Genomic DNA, 16,693 nt, shown 5'->3' on the forward strand with positions numbered 1-16,693 from the left:
TACTTAGTTAGAGTGATGCTTAGGCGGGTAATGAAAAGGTGCGCTTAATCGGCGCGCTATACGCCTAACATCGAGTTGAGATGCTCGCGGCGCGACGCTAGCTGCGCGGCGGTAATTTCCTCAACAATCTGGCCGTGATCCATCACGAAGTGGCGGTCGGCTAGCGGTGCTGCAAAGCGAAAATTCTGCTCTACCAACACAATGGTCATACCGCGCGCTTTTAGCTGAATTAATACCTCGGCTAGTTTCTGCACAATCACCGGAGCGAGGCCTTCGGTAATTTCATCAAGCAGCAGCATGCGCGCGCCGGTGCGCAAAATTCGCGCCATAGCCAGCATCTGCTGCTCTCCGCCGGAAAGCCGCGTGCCCTGGCTTTTACGCCGCTCATAAAGATTCGGAAACATGGCGTAGATTTCATCCAGGCTCATGCCGCCGGAGCTAACGGTCGGGGGTAACAGTAGGTTTTCGTGAACATCAAGACTGGCAAAAATGCCGCGCTCTTCCGGGCAATAACCAATGCCCAAACGCGGAATATGATGCGGCTTCATCGCAAGCGTTTGATTGCCATTAATCACGATAGAGCCCGTACGCCGCCCCACCATGTTCATAATCGCTTTCAGCGTGGTGCTGCGTCCCGCGCCGTTGCGGCCCAGCAGTGTCACCAGCTCGCCGCGCTTTACGTTAAAATTTACGCCGTGCAGGATATGCGATTCACCGTAAAACGCGTGTAGATCCTGAACACGCAACATTTCCAGGCTTTGATTATTTTCAACAGGTGCTGGGACTTCAGCGACGTTCATACGACGGCCTCCTCTTCAGCGGCATCACTGCCCATATAGGCTTCGCGCACCAGCGGATTACGAGACACGCTTTGATAGTCGCCTTCTGCTAATACTGATCCTCGCGCCAATACGGTAATGCGATCACACAGGCGGCTAACAACGCTCAGATTGTGCTCTACCATCAGCACGGTGCGCCCTTTCGATACGCGTTTAATCAAGGCCACGATGCGATCAACATCTTCTGCGCCCATGCCCTGCGTTGGCTCATCCAGCAACATCATGGTCGGGTCTAGCGCCAGGGTAGTTGCCAGTTCAAGCGCCCGCTTGCGCCCATAGGGCATTTCCACCGTTAAGGTATCCGCGTACTCACGCAAGCCCACTTCTTCCAGCAGCTCAAGAGCGCGTTCATTGAGATGATCAAGGGACTTCTCTGACTTCCAGAAATGAAACGATGTCCCCAGCTTGCGCTGCAGCGCCACTCGCACATTTTCTAATGCCGTCATATGGGTAAACACAGCAGAGATCTGAAACGAACGCACCAGGCCTAGCTGAGCAATCTGATTCGATTTTTTACTAGTGATCGATTGGCCTCGATACAGAATGTCGCCGCGCGTTGGTGGTAGAAACTTTGTTAGTAGGTTAAAGACGGTGGTCTTTCCCGCGCCATTAGGACCAATCAACGCATGGATATGCCCTTCCTGTACCTGGAGATTAACGTCGTCGACGGCGGTGAAGCCGCGAAACTCTTTGGTCAGCCCTCGTGTTTCGAGGACAGGTCTCTGCATGACATCGTTTGCACTCATAGAGTGACAGACCTCTTATTGTTCTTGTGCTAAATCTTCATAGGTAAGCAGCAGTCTCTATCACTGCCTTGACCTCAACGTAAGGTATGTGTGCAAACTAGCAACTCTAGCCGTGGCAATACAATTACAACTTTGGTCTATCGGCTTTACACATCTAAACCAATGCGCACCACAAATACCTAGCTATCAACACCTTAATCACTTTCAACGCATTTCAACTGCGCACAGGTATTGCTTTACGTTAACGTAAACTTGTTTTAGCCTCATTGGCAGTGTTCCATAGGAGCTATAGCTAAGATCTATATCTAGGAACAAGCCTTTTTTGAGAGAACGTCGACCATGAGCAAAACTTACTCGATCAGCGAGTTGGCCAGCGAGTTTGACTTAACTACCCGCAGCATCCGTTTTTATGAAGATCAAGAGTTGCTCCACCCAACTCGGCGCGGTCAAACGCGTGTTTACAGCAGCAAAGACCGGGTGCGGCTTAAACTCACTATCCGCGGCAAGCGGTTAGGGTTTTCACTGGCTGAAATTCGCGAACTGTTTGAGCTGTGGGATGAAACGCGCAGCGGCAGTAAAAAGCAGTTGCATTTAATGCTCAGCAAAATTGGCGAGCGGCAAGCAGCGCTTGACCAGCAAATGAAAGACATCACCATGGTGCAGCTAGAGCTTGAAAGCGCCGAAATACGCTGCCGCCAAGCGCTGGAAGAACTGTTCGAAAAAGATCCCAGCGAAAAAATGCCCATACAAAAACAGCCGAACGAAGAACAGTCGGGTACAAACAAGCCCCCCCAATCTCCCTCTTCCGCCAGCGTCTAGTCATCACAGTTCACTAACCGTTATCAGTACAATTTATAAAGGTGATTGACCATGTTTTCACACTACTCAGAACTTAACTTTGGCCTCGATGACGAACTGAATATGCTGCGCGAGCAGGTCAATGCCTTTGCCGCCAGCGAAATTGCCCCGCGCGCAGCCGAGATCGATCGCAGCAACGAGTTCCCCAACGACCTGTGGAAGAAGTTTGGCGACATGGGACTGCTGGGGATTACCGTTTCTGAAGAAGACGGCGGCAGCGGCATGGGCTATCTGGCTCACTGTATCGCCATGGAAGAAATTTCTCGCGCTAGCGCATCGGCTGCCCTTTCCTACGGCGCTCACTCTAATCTGTGCGTCAACCAGATCAAGATTAATGCGACCCCTGAGCAGAAAGCGAAATATCTGCCCAAGCTGATTAGCGGCGACCACGTAGGTGCCCTGGCAATGTCAGAACCCGGTGCCGGCTCTGACGTGGTATCAATGCAGCTTCGCGCCAAGCAAGATGGCGATCACTACGTGCTAAACGGCAACAAAATGTGGATTACCAACGGTCCGGATGCGGACGTACTGGTGGTGTATGCCAAGACTGACCCAGAGGCCGGTTCCAAAGGGATCACCGCGTTTATTATCGAAAAAGGCATGCCCGGTTTTTCTACCGCTCAAAAGCTCGACAAACTAGGCATGCGCGGTTCCAACACCTGCGAGCTGGTGTTTCAGGACTGCGCCGTACCCGCTGAGAATATCCTGGGCGGTGAAGGCAAAGGCGTTCGCGTGCTGATGAGCGGCCTGGATTACGAGCGCACCGTGCTGGCCGCTGGCCCGATCGGCATTATGCAGGCGGCGATGGACGTGGTGATGCCCTATATCCATGAGCGCAAGCAGTTCAACCAGTCGATTGGTGAATTCCAGCTGGTGCAGGGCAAGGTGGCCGACATGTACACCACTCTCAATGCCTGTCGCGCCTATTTGTATGCCGTGGCGGGCGCCTGCGATCGCGGCCAAACTTCACGTAAAGATGCCGCTGGCGTCATTCTCTACTGCGCTGAAAAAGCGACGCAAGTGGCGCTGGACTCCATTCAGTTGCTGGGTGGCAATGGCTATATCAACGAGTACCCCACCGGGCGCCTGCTGCGTGACGCCAAGCTGTATGAAATTGGCGCGGGCACCAGCGAGATTCGGCGGATGCTCATTGGCCGCGAACTGTTCACTGAAACCAAATAAAAGGCCGCGCCATGAGCACTGTGAATAGCCAAATCAATCCGCGCAGCGATGTATTTCAAGCCAACGAAGCGTCAATGCTGGGTGAAGTCAATAAGCTTCGCGCGCTAACCGCCGCCATTGCTGAGGGCGGCGGTAGCAAAGCCCGCGAACGCCACGAGAGCCGCGGCAAGCTGTTTGTGCGCGACCGCATTGATCACTTGATTGATGAAGGCTCCCCGTTTTTAGAGTTTTCCTCCCTGGCGGCCCATAACATCTACGACGGTGATATTCCCGCTGCAGGTGTTGTGACCGGTATTGGTCGCGTCTCTGGCGTTGAGTGCGTCATTGTGGCCAACGATGCCACGGTTAAAGGCGGCACCTACTTCCCGCTCACTGTGAAAAAGCATCTTCGCGCCCAGGAAATTGCCCGCAAGCATCGCCTGCCGTGCATTTATTTAGTCGACTCCGGCGGCGCCTTTTTGCCCCGCCAGGATGAAGTCTTTCCTGATCGCGACCATTTCGGGCGCATTTTCTATAACCAGGCCACCATGTCGGCGGAAGGCATTCCGCAAATTGCCGTGGTGATGGGCTCCTGCACCGCGGGGGGCGCCTATGTGCCTGCCATGGCAGATGAGTCGATCATCGTTAAAGAACAGGGCACGATTTTCCTCGGCGGCCCGCCTTTGGTCAAAGCCGCCACGGGCGAAAACATCAGCGCTGAAGACTTAGGCGGTGCGGATGTGCACGCCAAAATCAGCGGCGTGGCCGATCACTATGCGGAAAACGACGTCCACGCACTGCAACTGGCCCGCGCCTGTATCTCCCGGCTGAACTGGCAAAAGCGCGGCCAATTGGCGATGCAGGCGCCCAAGCCCCCCAAACTCGACCCTGCTGAGCTGTATGGCATTGTCGGCACCGATCTTAAAAAGCCCTATGACGTGCGCGAAGTCATTGGTCGCATTGTTGATGACTCCGACTTTGATGAGTTCAAACGTTACTACGGCGAAACCCTGGTCACCGGCTTTGCGCATATCCATGGCTACCCGGTAGGTATCGTCGCGAACAACGGCGTGCTGTTTTCCGAAAGCGCGGTGAAAGGCGCGCACTTTATTGAGCTCTGCGCTCAGCGCAAGATCCCGCTGATCTTCCTGCAGAACATTACCGGCTTTATGGTTGGCTCCAAATACGAACACGAAGGCATCGCCAAGCATGGCGCTAAGCTGGTAACTGCCGTGGCCTGCGCGAAGGTACCTAAATACACGGTGCTGATTGGGGGTAGCTTTGGCGCGGGCAACTACGGCATGTGTGGGCGTGCTTATGATCCCAACCTGCTGTTTATGTGGCCTAACGCACGCATTTCCGTCATGGGTGGTGAGCAGGCAGCAGGCGTACTGGGGCAGGTAAAACGCGAGCAGCACGAACGCGAAGGCCGTGAGTGGAGCAAAGAGGAAGAAGAGGCCTTTAAGCAGCCCACCCGCGAGCAGTATGAGCACCAGGGCCACCCCTATTACGCCAGCGCCCGCTTATGGGACGACGGTGTGATTGATCCGCTGCAAACCCGCGATGTGCTGGGGCTTTCACTAGCGGCCGCGATGAATGCCGAAGTCGAAGAGACACGCTTCGGCGTGTTCCGGATGTAGGGGCAAATACGATGACTGACTCAGCACTGGTGACTTACTCAACACTGATTATAGAAGAGGGCGTGGCGCGCCTGACCTTAAACCGCCCTGAGGTGCATCACGCTTTTGACGACAACCTGATCGCTGAGCTAAACGCGCACCTTGACCAGTTGCATACGTTGGCTGAAGCAGGTGATGTGCGCGTGGTAGTACTGGGCTCCGAAGGCAAAAGCTTCTCTGCAGGTGCCGATCTTAACTGGATGAAGCGCATGGTCGATTACGACCTGGAGGGTAACCTCGCCGATTCCCGCAAGCTGGCCGCGCTGATGCATAGCCTTGATACGCTGCCCTGCCCCACGCTGTGCCGCGTTCAAGGTGCTGCGTTTGGCGGCGCGGTAGGGCTTGCCGCCTGCTGCGATGTGGTGATCGCTTCTAAAAAAGCTAAATTCTGCCTCTCGGAAGTCAAGATTGGCCTATCGCCTGCGGTCATCAGCCCCTACGTGCAGCGCGCGCTGGGCGAGCGGCAAATGCGCCGCTATGCGTTAACGGCTGAAGTGATGGACGCCGAAACCGCCCTTAAGCTCGGTTTAGCCCACCAGGTAGTTGAACATGAAGCGTTAGACAGCGCCGTCGGCGCCATGCTGACGACGCTGTTGGCAGGCTCGCCCCAGGCCCAGCGCGCTACCAAAGCGCTGATGGCCACGGTGGCTCAAGCGCAAGACAGTGACGCCACCCGCGAACACACCTGCCAGGTCATCGCCAAACTGCGGGTAAGCCAGGAAGGCCAGGAGGGTTTATCCAGCTTTTTTGAGAAGCGCCGCCCGGACTGGACGTCACCTGAAGAACACAATAACGCTGCGGAGCCATGCTCATGACGTTTACCCCAACCAAATTCGACACCTTGCTGGTGGCCAATCGCGGCGAAATTGCCTGCCGCGTAATGCGCACTGCGCGCCGCATGGGCCTGAAAACCGTCGCGGTCTACTCTGATGCCGATGCCAGCGCCCGCCACGTGCGTGAAGCCGACGAGGCCGTGCGCTTAGGCCCTGCCGCTGCGCGCGAAAGCTATCTCAATATTGACGCGGTGATTGACGCCGCCCAACGCACCGGCACCGGCGCGATTCACCCCGGCTATGGCTTTCTTTCTGAAAACGGCAGCTTCGTTAAAGCCCTTGAAGAAGCCGGTATTACCTTTGTCGGCCCGCCTGCTTCGGCAATTGCCGCCATGGGCGATAAATCTGCTGCCAAAGCACGTATGGCCAATGCCGGCGTGCCGCTGGTACCGGGCTACCACGGCGATGATCAAGACGACGCCCTGCTACGCAGCGAAGCCGACAAGATCGGCTATCCGGTGATGCTTAAAGCCAGCGCGGGCGGCGGCGGCAAAGGCATGCGCGTTGTCGAATCCGGTGATGGCTTCCAGGCAGCGTTAGACGGCTGCCGTCGCGAGTCTAAAGCCGCGTTTGGCGATGACCGCATGCTGATCGAAAAGTACCTGGTACAGCCACGCCATGTGGAAGTGCAGGTGTTTTGCGACCGACACGGCAACGGCGTTTACCTGTTTGAGCGTGACTGCAGCGTGCAGCGTCGCCATCAGAAAGTCATCGAAGAAGCCCCCGCCCCTGGCATGACGGCGGAGCTTCGCAGCGCTATGGGCGATGCCGCCGTGCGCGCTGCTCAGGAGATCGGCTATGTGGGCGCGGGCACCGTCGAGTTTCTGCTAGACGGTTCGCCAGGACAGGATGGCTCGTTCTACTTTATGGAGATGAATACCCGTCTTCAGGTCGAGCACCCGGTCACCGAGATGATCACCGGTCAGGATCTGGTCGAGTGGCAGCTACGCGTGGCCATGGGTGAACCGCTCCCTTACAGCCAAGACGAGCTAACCATTACCGGCCACAGCTTTGAAGCGCGTATTTATGCTGAAGATCCAGATCAGGATTTTCTGCCGGCTACCGGCCTGCTCACTCGGTTTGCACTGGATTTAGAAGGCGCAGGCCTGAGTTCTGATCAGGTACGCCTGGACAGCGGTGTGGAGAGCGGCGACGCGGTGTCGATGCACTACGACCCCATGCTCGCTAAGCTGATTGTTCACGGCGCTGACCGCGATGCGGCACTGGCGACGCTTAACCGCGCCCTAGCAGCGCTAGACGTTCAAGGCGTGGTCACGAACCGCGCCTTCCTGATGCGTCTAGCGACCCACCCCGGCTTTAAGAACGTGGAGCTGGACACGCGCTTTATCGAGCGCAATGAAGCCACTCTTTTCGCCCCGCGCGTCTTCAGCAATGAAGACTACGCCAGCGCCGCGTTGATTGGCCTTAATCAGTTGGCTAACGAATGCCACAGCGATTCTCCCTGGGACCGTCACGACGGTTTTCGCCTGAACGCGCCTCACACTATCCGCATTGCGCTGTGCGATCCTGCCAGCGTCCAGACTGCCGAGGGCGAACATGCCGTGGTGACGGTGGAAGGCAAACGCAACGCCGGTGAGTCACTTTGGATCCTGACGATCGGCGATGAAACCCTCACGGCCAGCGTACAGCCGCTGACCGGCGATGCGGTAGCGGTCACGCTAAACGGCTACAGGCACCGGCTACAGGCGCGCCGAGACGGCAACGTCGTCGTCATGGCCGACCCCAGCGGTGAAACCCGGCTATGCTGGCGGCGTATTGATGCCATCAATCACGGCCAGCATGAGGCGGAATCTACCCTGACCGCGCCCATGAATGGCACCGTCGTCGCGCTGCTGGTAGCGCCCGGCATGGCCGTTGAGAAAGGCATGCCGCTGATGGTCATGGAAGCGATGAAAATGGAGCACACCATGACCGCCCCCGCCAATGGCAGCGTGGAAACCTTTCATTTTCAGGCTGGTGACACGGTTAGCCAGGGTGCCGTTTTACTCGATTTTGCTGCCAACGAATAGGAGCTACCCGTTATGTCATTGCCTACGTCCATTAAGCTGTTTGAGATGGCCCCCCGTGACGGCCTGCAAAACGAGCCGGGATCCATTGTGCCCACCGCAACTAAAATTGCGCTGATCGAGCGGCTTGCTAAAGCAGGTATCACGCATATTGAAGCGGCAAGCTTCGTGTCACCTAAATGGGTGCCGCAAATGGGCGATGCCGCTGAGGTTATGACCGGCATGCAACGTAAGCCTGGCGTGGTTTACTCCGCGTTAACGCCCAATTTAAAAGGTCTCGAAAACGCCCTAACCGTGGGCGTTGAAGAGGTCGCAGTATTTAGTGCGGCGTCAGAAGCCTTCTCTCAAAAAAATATCAACTGCTCGATTGCCGAGTCGCTTGCACGCTTTGAGCCCGTACTAAAGCATGCCCGAGATGCAGGCGTGCGTGTGCGCGGCTACGTCTCCTGCGTACTGGGCTGCCCTTACGAAGGAGAGATTTCCCCAACCAAAGTAGCTGAGGTGGCTAAAGCGCTTTATGAGATGGGCTGCTACGAGATTTCTCTGGGCGACACCATTGGCGCTGGCACGCCGCTGGCCGCTAAGCGCATGATTGAGGCCACGCGCCAACATGTACCGATAGAGTTTCTAGCGGCCCACTTCCACGACACCTACGGCATGGCGCTGGCCAATTTGTATGCGGTGATGGAGGAAGGCGTCAGTGTGATTGATGCGGCGACGGCGGGCCTGGGCGGTTGCCCCTATGCCAAAGGCGCCTCCGGTAATGTGGCCACCGAAGACGTGCTCTACCTGCTTGAAGGGCTAGGCATTGAGACGGGCATTGACCTGCAGGCCGTGATTGATACCGGCTTCTGGATCACCCATGAGCTAGGCCGGAAGCCCAGCTCCAAGGTCGCCCTGGCAAAAGCATCAGCGATTGAAAATAAAAACTAAAAAGCAGCTAACGATTCTCTGCCTTCCCGTTTAGATAAAAAAAAGACATCGGAGAGACTTAACATGGCATCACCTGCTCTTACCCAACCCAGCTACTCCAGCAGCATGGCGGACAAGCCCCTTCTGGGCATGACCATTGGCGACAAATTCGACCAAATAGCAACGCAGTATGCCGATAACGATGCACTGATTGTGTTGCATCAGGACATTCACTGGAGCTACCGCAAGCTCCAGGAAGAGGTCAACCGCTGTGCCCGCGCTCTTCTTTCCATCGGCGTCAATAAAGGCGACCGGGTAGCCATTTGGGCCCCCAACTGCAGCGAATGGACATTAACGCAATTTGCTACTGCCAAAATTGGCGCCATTCTGGTCAACATTAACCCTTCTTACCGAACTCATGAGCTTGAATACTCACTAAACCATTCCGGCGCACGCTTTTTAGTCACCGCCAATCGTTTTAAAAGCTCCGACTACAGCGAAATGCTGTATGAGCTAGCGCCAGAACTTAACGCCTGCACGGAAGGTGAACTGAAGTCGCAAAAGCTGTCAGATCTTGAATGCATTATCAATTTAAGTAGTGAAAAACTCAGCGGCATGTGGCGCTGGTCCGACCTGATGAGCGAGGCCAACAAGGTTAGCCAAACCGATGTTGACGACCTGCAAGCCACGCTACAGTTCGATGACGCGATCAATATTCAGTACACCTCTGGTACCACGGGCTTCCCTAAAGGCGCGACCCTTTCTCACCACAATATTCTCAATAACGGTTTTTTTGTGGCGGAGAGCATGGGCTTCACCAGCGAAGACCGCCTGGTGATTCCAGTGCCGCTTTACCACTGTTTTGGCATGGTGATGGGCAACCTGGGCTGCATGACCCACGGCGCGACGATGATCTACCCGGACGAGGGCTTTGACCCCGGCAAAGTTCTCAAAGCCGTACACGAGCAGAAAGCCACCGCGCTTTACGGCGTGCCGACCATGTTTATTGCCGAGCTGGATCACCCTGATTTCCCTGGCACCGACCTCTCATCGCTACGTACCGGGATTATGGCGGGCTCGATCTGCCCCGCTGAAATCATGAAACAGGTCATCAACAAGATGAATATGAAGGGCGTGCAGATCGCCTACGGCATGACGGAAACTAGCCCCGTCTCCACCCAAACTGGCGCCAATGACAGCATTGAGAAGCGTGTTTCTACGGTGGGTCGTACCCAGCCACATCTGGAGAACAAAATAGTCGACCCCGGCAACGGCGGCATTCTTCCCCGTGGTGAAATCGGCGAGCTATGTACCCGCGGCTACAGCGTGATGCTGAAATACTGGAACAACGACAAAGCCACCGTTGAAGCCATTGACGAAGCGGGCTGGATGCACACCGGCGACCTCGCCACCATGGATGAAGAGGGCTATATCCAGATCGTTGGGCGTATCAAAGATATGGTGATTCGTGGCGGCGAAAACGTGTATCCCAAGGAAATAGAAGAGTTCCTTTATGCCCACCCGGCGATTTCAGAAGTACAGGTCACCGGCGTACCTGATAAAAAGTACGGTGAAGAGCTGATTGCCTGGGTGAAACTCAACAGCACGGCTGGTGAGGTCAGTGGTGAAGCGCTGCGCGAGTACTGCAAAGGTAAAATCACCCACTTCAAAATCCCGCGCTACTTTAAGTTCGTCGACGAATTCCCGATGACCGTCACGGGCAAGATTCAGAAGTTCAAGATACGCGAAATTTCGATTCAAGAGCTAGGTTTGGATCAAGAGTCGTAAGCTACGATGAACTCGCTAGCTAACCGTTTAGCGGATCACTATCAGCGTGCTCTGCGTACTAATGAGGTATTGGCGCAGATTGATGCTCACTACCCCAACGGCCCCACGCTGCATCAGTTGGCCCCATTGGATCAGCTGCATATCGGTGGTGTAGCCGCATCTTCCCGCCTATTAGAGCGATTGGACGCCAAACCCCATGCGAAGGTATTGGATGTCGGCGCTGGGCTAGGCGGGCTAATGCGCCAGGGTGCTGCCCTGGGTTTTCAAATGACAGGCTTGGATATTACTCATGAGTTCAGTGCGTTGAACAAAGCGCTGAGTTTACGGGTACAACCTGAATCGCCCCCACTTACATGGGTAACCGGCGACGCTCGCGCCCTGCCGTTTACTGATAACAGCTTTGACGCCGTACTGTTTCAGCACAGCCTGCTAAATATGCCCGATGCCACCAAGGTACTCGCTGAAAGTCGCCGTGTGCTGCGCCCCGGCGGCCAAATTGTTATGCACGAAGTAGTGAGTGGGCCTAACGTGCTAACGCTTCGCTATCCGGTACCTTGGGCGGCTTCTTCTGAACACTCCCACTTGCATACTATAGCTGAGCTAACGCGTTTGCTTGAAGTTGGCGGTTTCACACTTGAACACGTTGAAGATTGGAGCGAGATGGCGTTGGAATGGCGGCAGCGACAACGCAAAAAAGAGCAAGCATCGCGACAAGCGGTGCTATCACCTCAATGGATATTCGGCGAGCGCTTCCTAACGATGGGCAAGAACCTGATGGATAATCTGGCCCAGGGCGCAATTAAAGTGGTGGAAATCCACGTCAGTTGCTAGTCTAAATAAATATGTATGTTAACTCTAACGATAGGTGTACGAGGAATGCCAATCAAACGCTTGGCGAGTACCCTGCTCTGCTGTACAGCGCCACTGCTTAGCAGTTACGCTAACGATACCCCGCCGGTGATGGCTTACACCTCCCCCGACAGCGAACTAATGCAGCTTGAAAACGGCGTTATCCTGGAAGGCAGCGACCTTCAGAGCCTTGATAATTACTCTAGCGGCTTCCGCGTAACGGCCGGCTTCAGTCCTTGGCGCCTCCCCCAACTCGATATTGGCGCTGAAATTGCCTATCGCGAAAGCGAAGAAATCTCCACTACCTCCAGTGTTAACCCGCTCATCATGGATACGCTCAGTTTAGGCGGCGCCATTGTTGCCGGTGTTCGCATGGGCGCCTTGAGCGTTTATGCGAAATCCGGTATCACTGAATGGCGTGGCGAAAGTGATTTGGAAGGCGCCGATGAAAGCGGCACAGCATTGCTACAAGGTTTCGGCGCCACGGTGACGATCAACCGACTCGTCAGTCGCCTAGAGTATGAACGCATCGACGCCCCAACGCTCAGCCACCTCAATATGCTAAGCGCCTCTTTGCACCTACCTTTTTAAACGGCAAACTAAAGTGCACGGTTAAGCAGAACTATTGCTACTTAGGTGTTTTATTTATTAATTTCTGCACATGTTCAGATTCGGGCGGTGTCCAGGTAGGTACATCTTCGCGCAGAGGCTCGTGCCACTCCTGTTGCATCGCACTGTTCAGCGCTTCTTCAAGCTTCATAAATAACTCTCCATAGCGAGGGCCAAAGGCATTCCCACCCTCCATGCCCTTCCAGGTAGCAAACAGTTCATCCTCGTGAACCTCTTCATTTTGTACAAACGCCCACGTCATCTGTTTGGCACGCAAGGGGTGTACACCCATGGCAGTCAACGCGTGCCCTCCTAATTCTAATGCCGAGTGATAGGTTTCACTGACCACATCATCCGCTCCCGCATCGCGAAGCTGGTAGCCGTGGCCACGATCAAAGGCGCGAGCAAGTACCCAAACATTGGGATAGGCATGCTTTATATGTTTAACCATCTGCACCGCTCGGTCTCGGTCATCTAGCGCGATAACCAAAAGGCGGGCGCTTTTAATCCCTGCCATTTCGAGCAGGTCGGAGCGACTGGCGTCGCCAAAATAGCTTTTAATGCCAATTTTTCGCAGGATCTCGATCTGCTCAATCTCATGATCCAAAGCGACAATGGGAATATTGTTCGCTCTCAGCAAACGGCAAATAATTTGTCCAAACCGCCCTACCCCAGCCACGATAACCGGCGCATGCTCTTCGATCGCATCGGGGTCACGTTCATCGTTTTTGGCACTGCTATAGCGCGGTAGTACCAACCTGTCATAAGCAATAAATAGCAGCGGCGTTAAAAACATCGACAGCGCTACTACCAGCGAGAGAATCTGAGAGATATCGGCCGGGATCACTCTGCTCTGTACGCTGTAGGTCAGCAGGACAAAGCCAAACTCACCGGCCTGGGCAAGGCTCAGGGCGAATAACCACCCGTTGCTGCCACGCACCCGAAACAACAGCGCCAACCCCAGCAGAATTACCCCCTTGACCACGATCACCGCTACCCCTAATGAGAGTACCGTTCCCCACTGCGCCGCCAGCACGGTGAAATTGATACCCGCACCCACGGTAATAAAGAACAGTCCCAGAAGCAGTCCCTTGAAGGGTTCAATATTCGCTTCCAGCTCATGCTTGAACTCGCTGTTGGCCAGCACCACTCCCGCCAGGAACGCTCCAAGGGCAGGAGATAGATTGACCAGACTCATCAGTGCGGCAATTCCTATCACCAGCATGAGGGCCGTGGCAGTGAACACTTCACGCAAACCGGAGCCAATCACATAGCGAAACAACAGCGGCATCAAATAGTAGCCAGCAGCAATAACGCTTGCGATAGCGCCCACCACCACCAAGGCGTGCGCCCAGCCGGGCAGGTGCGCGACCAAGCTTAAGCTTGCATGGCCACCATTGTCGCCAGCGTTCATCAGTTCTGACAGCGCCAGCAGTGGAATTAGCGCCAGCACGGGAATAACGGCAATATCCTGGAACAACAGTACCGAGAAAGCGCTTCGCCCTCCCTCGGTCTTGGCCAACCCTTTCTCGTTCAGTGTTTGCAGCACAATCGCCGTTGAGGAGAGTGCAAAAATCAGCCCCACCGCCAGGGCGGTTTGCCACACCAGCCCCAGCCACCAGCCAATAGCACTCCCTGCAGCAGCTGTTAGCACCACCTGAAGACCACCCAGCCCCAACAGCCGTACGCGCATGGCCCATAACCCCTTGGGATCAAGTTCCATCCCGACCAGAAACAGCATCATTACGACACCGAATTCTGCATAGTGCTGGATGGTGGTAGTTTCCTGGCCCACCAGCCCCAGTAGCGGGCCGATGACTACCCCGGCAACTAAATAGCCGAGTACCGACCCCAGTCCAAAACGCTTGGCGAGCGGTACCGCAATGACTGCTGCGATAAGATAAATAAATGCTTGAATGAAATAACTGGTCATCGGAATTCCTTAAATTGACAAGCGCTACTTGACTTCCCAGAGCAATCAGGTAGCGTACTAGTACGTTAGTACACCGCTAATTACTCGGTAGCGCACTATGCCTTTAAACGGTCACTATCAGGCTGAGCTAATCGACCACCTACTCTCCATTGATTCACCTGAAGCAATGGATCGAGCGCTGGCGAACCTACTAACGCCTGCAGAGTACCAAGAAATCAGTAAACGCCTACAAATTTTTAAGCTGCTGCGTGAAGGCGTGCCCCACCGTAAAATTGCCGAAACCCTCGGTGTGGGCATCGCTACGGTTTCACGGGGTTCCCGCGCGCTTACCACGTTACCATCTTCAAGCCCTTCTTCACGGAATGATGCATCATGACCACTGCCAATACACATGCCCTATCAGGCCCGCAGCCTTTTACGCTGCCACGCAAACCTCACTATGTGACTTTGGCAGCGGACTGCGACTTCTTTGCCCTATTTCAAAAAATCGAGCGGCAGTTTGCCACCTGCTACATGCTGGAGTCCCTGGGCGAAGATAGCCATATGGCGCGCCACTCGATCATCGGCTTCGACCCCGAGTACACGCTCTACGCCAACGGCAACACGCTAACCATTGAAGACCGGGACGGCAACGCCAACCACTACCCCAGTGACAATCCTTATGAACTGCTACGCAGCCTGATCCCGCAGAATATTATTTCCCGCAAGTACGCCGGGGGATTAAGCGGTTACCTTGGTTACGATGCCATGCAGTATTTCGAGCCATCGCTTTCCTTAAAAGCCAGCGATGATTTCGACACCTTCCGCTTTGGGCTTTACAAAGATGGCCTGATCCTCGACAAGATGACCGGGGAAGTCACCTACTTCTATTACGACAACAGCCGCTACGAATTTCTGCAGACGCTGATCGATGCAGCTGATGAACCAGCAGGCCCGCTGCAGATAACCGCCTTGGGCGACACCATGAGCCAGGCAGAACACGCTGAGGCAGTGGCCACGGTCAAGCAAGATATTATCGACGGCAAGGTGTTCCAGTGCGAAGTTGGTTTTAAAAAGCGCTTTCGTATTAAAGGCGATTCCCTGGCGCTCTATGACCAACTGCGCACCATTAACCCCTCACCACAGATGTACTACGTCAAATTTGGTGAGCAGAAGCTGATCGGAGCAAGTCCGGAACTTTTGTTCCGGCTGCGCCAGGGCGAAATGGAAACCTTTCCGCTGGCGGGCACCACCACACGAGGGCAAACATCCCAAGAAGATACCCAGCTCGCCAGGGCGCTGCTCAATGACCCCAAAGAGATCGCCGAGCACAATATGATCGTGGATCTACACCGCAACGATATTGGCCGGGTGGCGCAGTTTGGCACGGTAAAAGTGCGCAGTTTGATGGACATCAAACGCTTTAGCCACGTGCAGCATATCTCCAGCGAGATCGTCGGCATTATCGCCGAAGGTGAAGATATGTTTACCGCGCTGGCCAGCAACTTCCCGGCAGGCACTCTCACCGGCGCACCCAAAATCGAGGCGATGAAAATCATCGATGATCTGGAAACCGATGGTCGCGGCCCCTACGGTGGCGCGGTGGGTCAGTTCTCGTTTAACGGTGACTGCACCTTTGCGATACCCATTCGTACGGTGTTTGTGAGCGGAGAGCGTGCCTACGTACAAACCTGCGGCGGCAATGTGTTTGATAGCAACGCCGCTGATGAGTATGAAGAGATTCGTCGCAAGTTTGCCGGTACTCGCAAAGCCCTTGCCCCCTTTATGGAAACGGACATGGAGAGCCAAGCATGAAGGTACTTATCATCGATAATTACGACTCCTTCACCTATAACCTCTACCAGTTTATTGGTGAGATTTTGACCACGGAGAAGAATCGCGGCGGGCTGGCCAATTTTGAGATTATCGTTAAGCGCAATAATCACATCGATTTCAGTGCCATCGAAGCCATGGCGCCGGATCGCATCATTATTTCCCCTGGCCCCGGCTCGCCGGATGACCCACGCTACTTTGGCGTGTGCGCCGAGGTAATAGAAAAACTGGGCAAAACCACCCCGCTACTGGGGGTTTGCCTGGGCATGCAAGGCATTGTGCACGTGTTTGGCGGCAAGGTGGTGAAAGCACCGCTGCCGATGCACGGCAAAATTAGCCCAATCAACCACAATAACCGCTCGGTGTTTAACGGCGTGCCCGACCAGCTTGAGGTGATGCGCTACCACTCTCTCATTGCCGATGCGATCACTCTGCCCGAGTGCCTGGAAGTGACCGCTACCGTGGGTGCACTGGAAGCCGACAACTTTGAGCAACGTAGTCGCTGGCAGGCGCTGGGGGAATTCGAGCTAATGGGCGTTAAGCATCGGGAGTACCCAATTCACGGTATCCAATTCCACCCAGAGTCGTTCGCCACCGAAGGCGGCAAGGAGTTGATCGCTAACTTTCTTTTCGCGCCCGACGATCAA

At 55.0% G+C, this 16,693-nt stretch carries 15 protein-coding genes; 12 read left to right on the forward strand and 3 right to left on the reverse strand.

All coding sequences use genetic code 11. The features are described from left to right. Positions 1–56 precede the first annotated feature (56 nt). On the reverse strand, positions 57–800 hold the full coding sequence (locus ACTH5D_RS11050; RefSeq protein ID WP_441671168.1) for an ABC transporter ATP-binding protein: 744 nt from the start codon (positions 798–800) through the stop codon (positions 57–59). After that, positions 797–1,585 carry an ABC transporter ATP-binding protein gene (locus tag ACTH5D_RS11055; protein WP_441671170.1) on the reverse strand — a complete coding sequence of 263 codons (789 nt, stop codon included), beginning with the start codon at positions 1,583–1,585 and terminating at the stop codon, positions 797–799. Before ACTH5D_RS11055 ends, ACTH5D_RS11050 begins: the two co-directional genes overlap by 4 nt. A gap of 339 nt (positions 1,586–1,924) precedes the next feature. Between ACTH5D_RS11055 and ACTH5D_RS11060 the strand changes: the two genes are divergently transcribed. From ACTH5D_RS11060 to ACTH5D_RS11100, 9 genes are all read left to right on the forward strand, one after another. After that, positions 1,925–2,404, forward strand: coding sequence for a MerR family transcriptional regulator (locus tag ACTH5D_RS11060; protein ID WP_441671172.1), 480 nt, complete (start codon positions 1,925–1,927; stop codon positions 2,402–2,404). A 51-nt stretch (positions 2,405–2,455) separates the two neighbouring features. Continuing rightward, entirely contained in the window at positions 2,456–3,625 is a 1,170-nt protein-coding gene (locus ACTH5D_RS11065; protein ID WP_441671174.1) for an isovaleryl-CoA dehydrogenase, read from the forward strand. Between the two features lie 11 nt (positions 3,626–3,636). Beyond that, a complete protein-coding gene (locus ACTH5D_RS11070; protein WP_441671176.1) occupies positions 3,637–5,244 on the forward strand; it encodes a carboxyl transferase domain-containing protein in 1,608 nt (535 codons plus the stop codon). A gap of 29 nt (positions 5,245–5,273) precedes the next feature. Next, positions 5,274–6,098 (forward strand): enoyl-CoA hydratase/isomerase family protein, encoded by an 825-nt coding sequence (locus ACTH5D_RS11075; protein WP_441671196.1) that lies wholly within the window; start codon positions 5,274–5,276, stop codon positions 6,096–6,098. After that, entirely contained in the window at positions 6,095–8,146 is a 2,052-nt protein-coding gene (locus ACTH5D_RS11080) for an ATP-binding protein (protein WP_441671178.1), read from the forward strand. Before ACTH5D_RS11075 ends, ACTH5D_RS11080 begins: the two co-directional genes overlap by 4 nt. Before the next feature lie 12 nt (positions 8,147–8,158). Next, the gene (locus ACTH5D_RS11085) at positions 8,159–9,076 is read left to right on the forward strand and encodes a hydroxymethylglutaryl-CoA lyase (protein WP_441671180.1); all 918 of its coding nucleotides are present in this window, start codon (positions 8,159–8,161) and stop codon (positions 9,074–9,076) included. 63 nt (positions 9,077–9,139) lie between these two features. Further along, positions 9,140–10,843 carry an AMP-binding protein gene (locus tag ACTH5D_RS11090; RefSeq protein WP_441671182.1) on the forward strand — a complete coding sequence of 568 codons (1,704 nt, stop codon included), beginning with the start codon at positions 9,140–9,142 and terminating at the stop codon, positions 10,841–10,843. 6 nt (positions 10,844–10,849) lie between these two features. Next, the gene (locus ACTH5D_RS11095; RefSeq protein ID WP_441671184.1) at positions 10,850–11,674 is read left to right on the forward strand and encodes a class I SAM-dependent methyltransferase; all 825 of its coding nucleotides are present in this window, start codon (positions 10,850–10,852) and stop codon (positions 11,672–11,674) included. 45 nt (positions 11,675–11,719) lie between these two features. Beyond that, positions 11,720–12,283, forward strand: a complete 564-nt coding sequence (locus ACTH5D_RS11100) for a hypothetical protein (RefSeq protein WP_441671186.1) — start codon at positions 11,720–11,722, stop codon at positions 12,281–12,283. A gap of 37 nt (positions 12,284–12,320) precedes the next feature. Here ACTH5D_RS11100 and ACTH5D_RS11105 read toward each other — a convergent pair whose 3' ends face one another. Then, the gene (locus tag ACTH5D_RS11105; protein ID WP_441671188.1) at positions 12,321–14,234 is read right to left on the reverse strand and encodes a monovalent cation:proton antiporter-2 (CPA2) family protein; all 1,914 of its coding nucleotides are present in this window, start codon (positions 14,232–14,234) and stop codon (positions 12,321–12,323) included. Positions 14,235–14,331: 97 nt separating this feature from the next. On the opposite strand from ACTH5D_RS11105, the gene ACTH5D_RS11110 reads away from it, so the two are divergent. The 3 genes from ACTH5D_RS11110 to ACTH5D_RS11120 all read left to right on the forward strand — a co-directional run. Continuing rightward, complete coding sequence (locus tag ACTH5D_RS11110; RefSeq protein WP_441671190.1) at positions 14,332–14,610, forward strand: Trp family transcriptional regulator; 279 nt, start codon at positions 14,332–14,334, stop codon at positions 14,608–14,610. Then, complete coding sequence (locus ACTH5D_RS11115; RefSeq protein ID WP_441671192.1) at positions 14,607–16,028, forward strand: anthranilate synthase component I family protein; 1,422 nt, start codon at positions 14,607–14,609, stop codon at positions 16,026–16,028. The genes ACTH5D_RS11110 and ACTH5D_RS11115 overlap by 4 nt, the downstream gene beginning before the upstream one ends. Beyond that, a partial coding sequence (locus tag ACTH5D_RS11120; protein ID WP_441671194.1) for an anthranilate synthase component II occupies positions 16,025–16,693 on the forward strand: 669 nt, incomplete at its 3' end. The genes ACTH5D_RS11115 and ACTH5D_RS11120, both read left to right, overlap by 4 nt.

This window comes from Halomonas sp., assembly GCF_052095695.1.
In the GTDB taxonomy this organism is placed as follows: domain Bacteria; phylum Pseudomonadota; class Gammaproteobacteria; order Pseudomonadales; family Halomonadaceae; genus Vreelandella.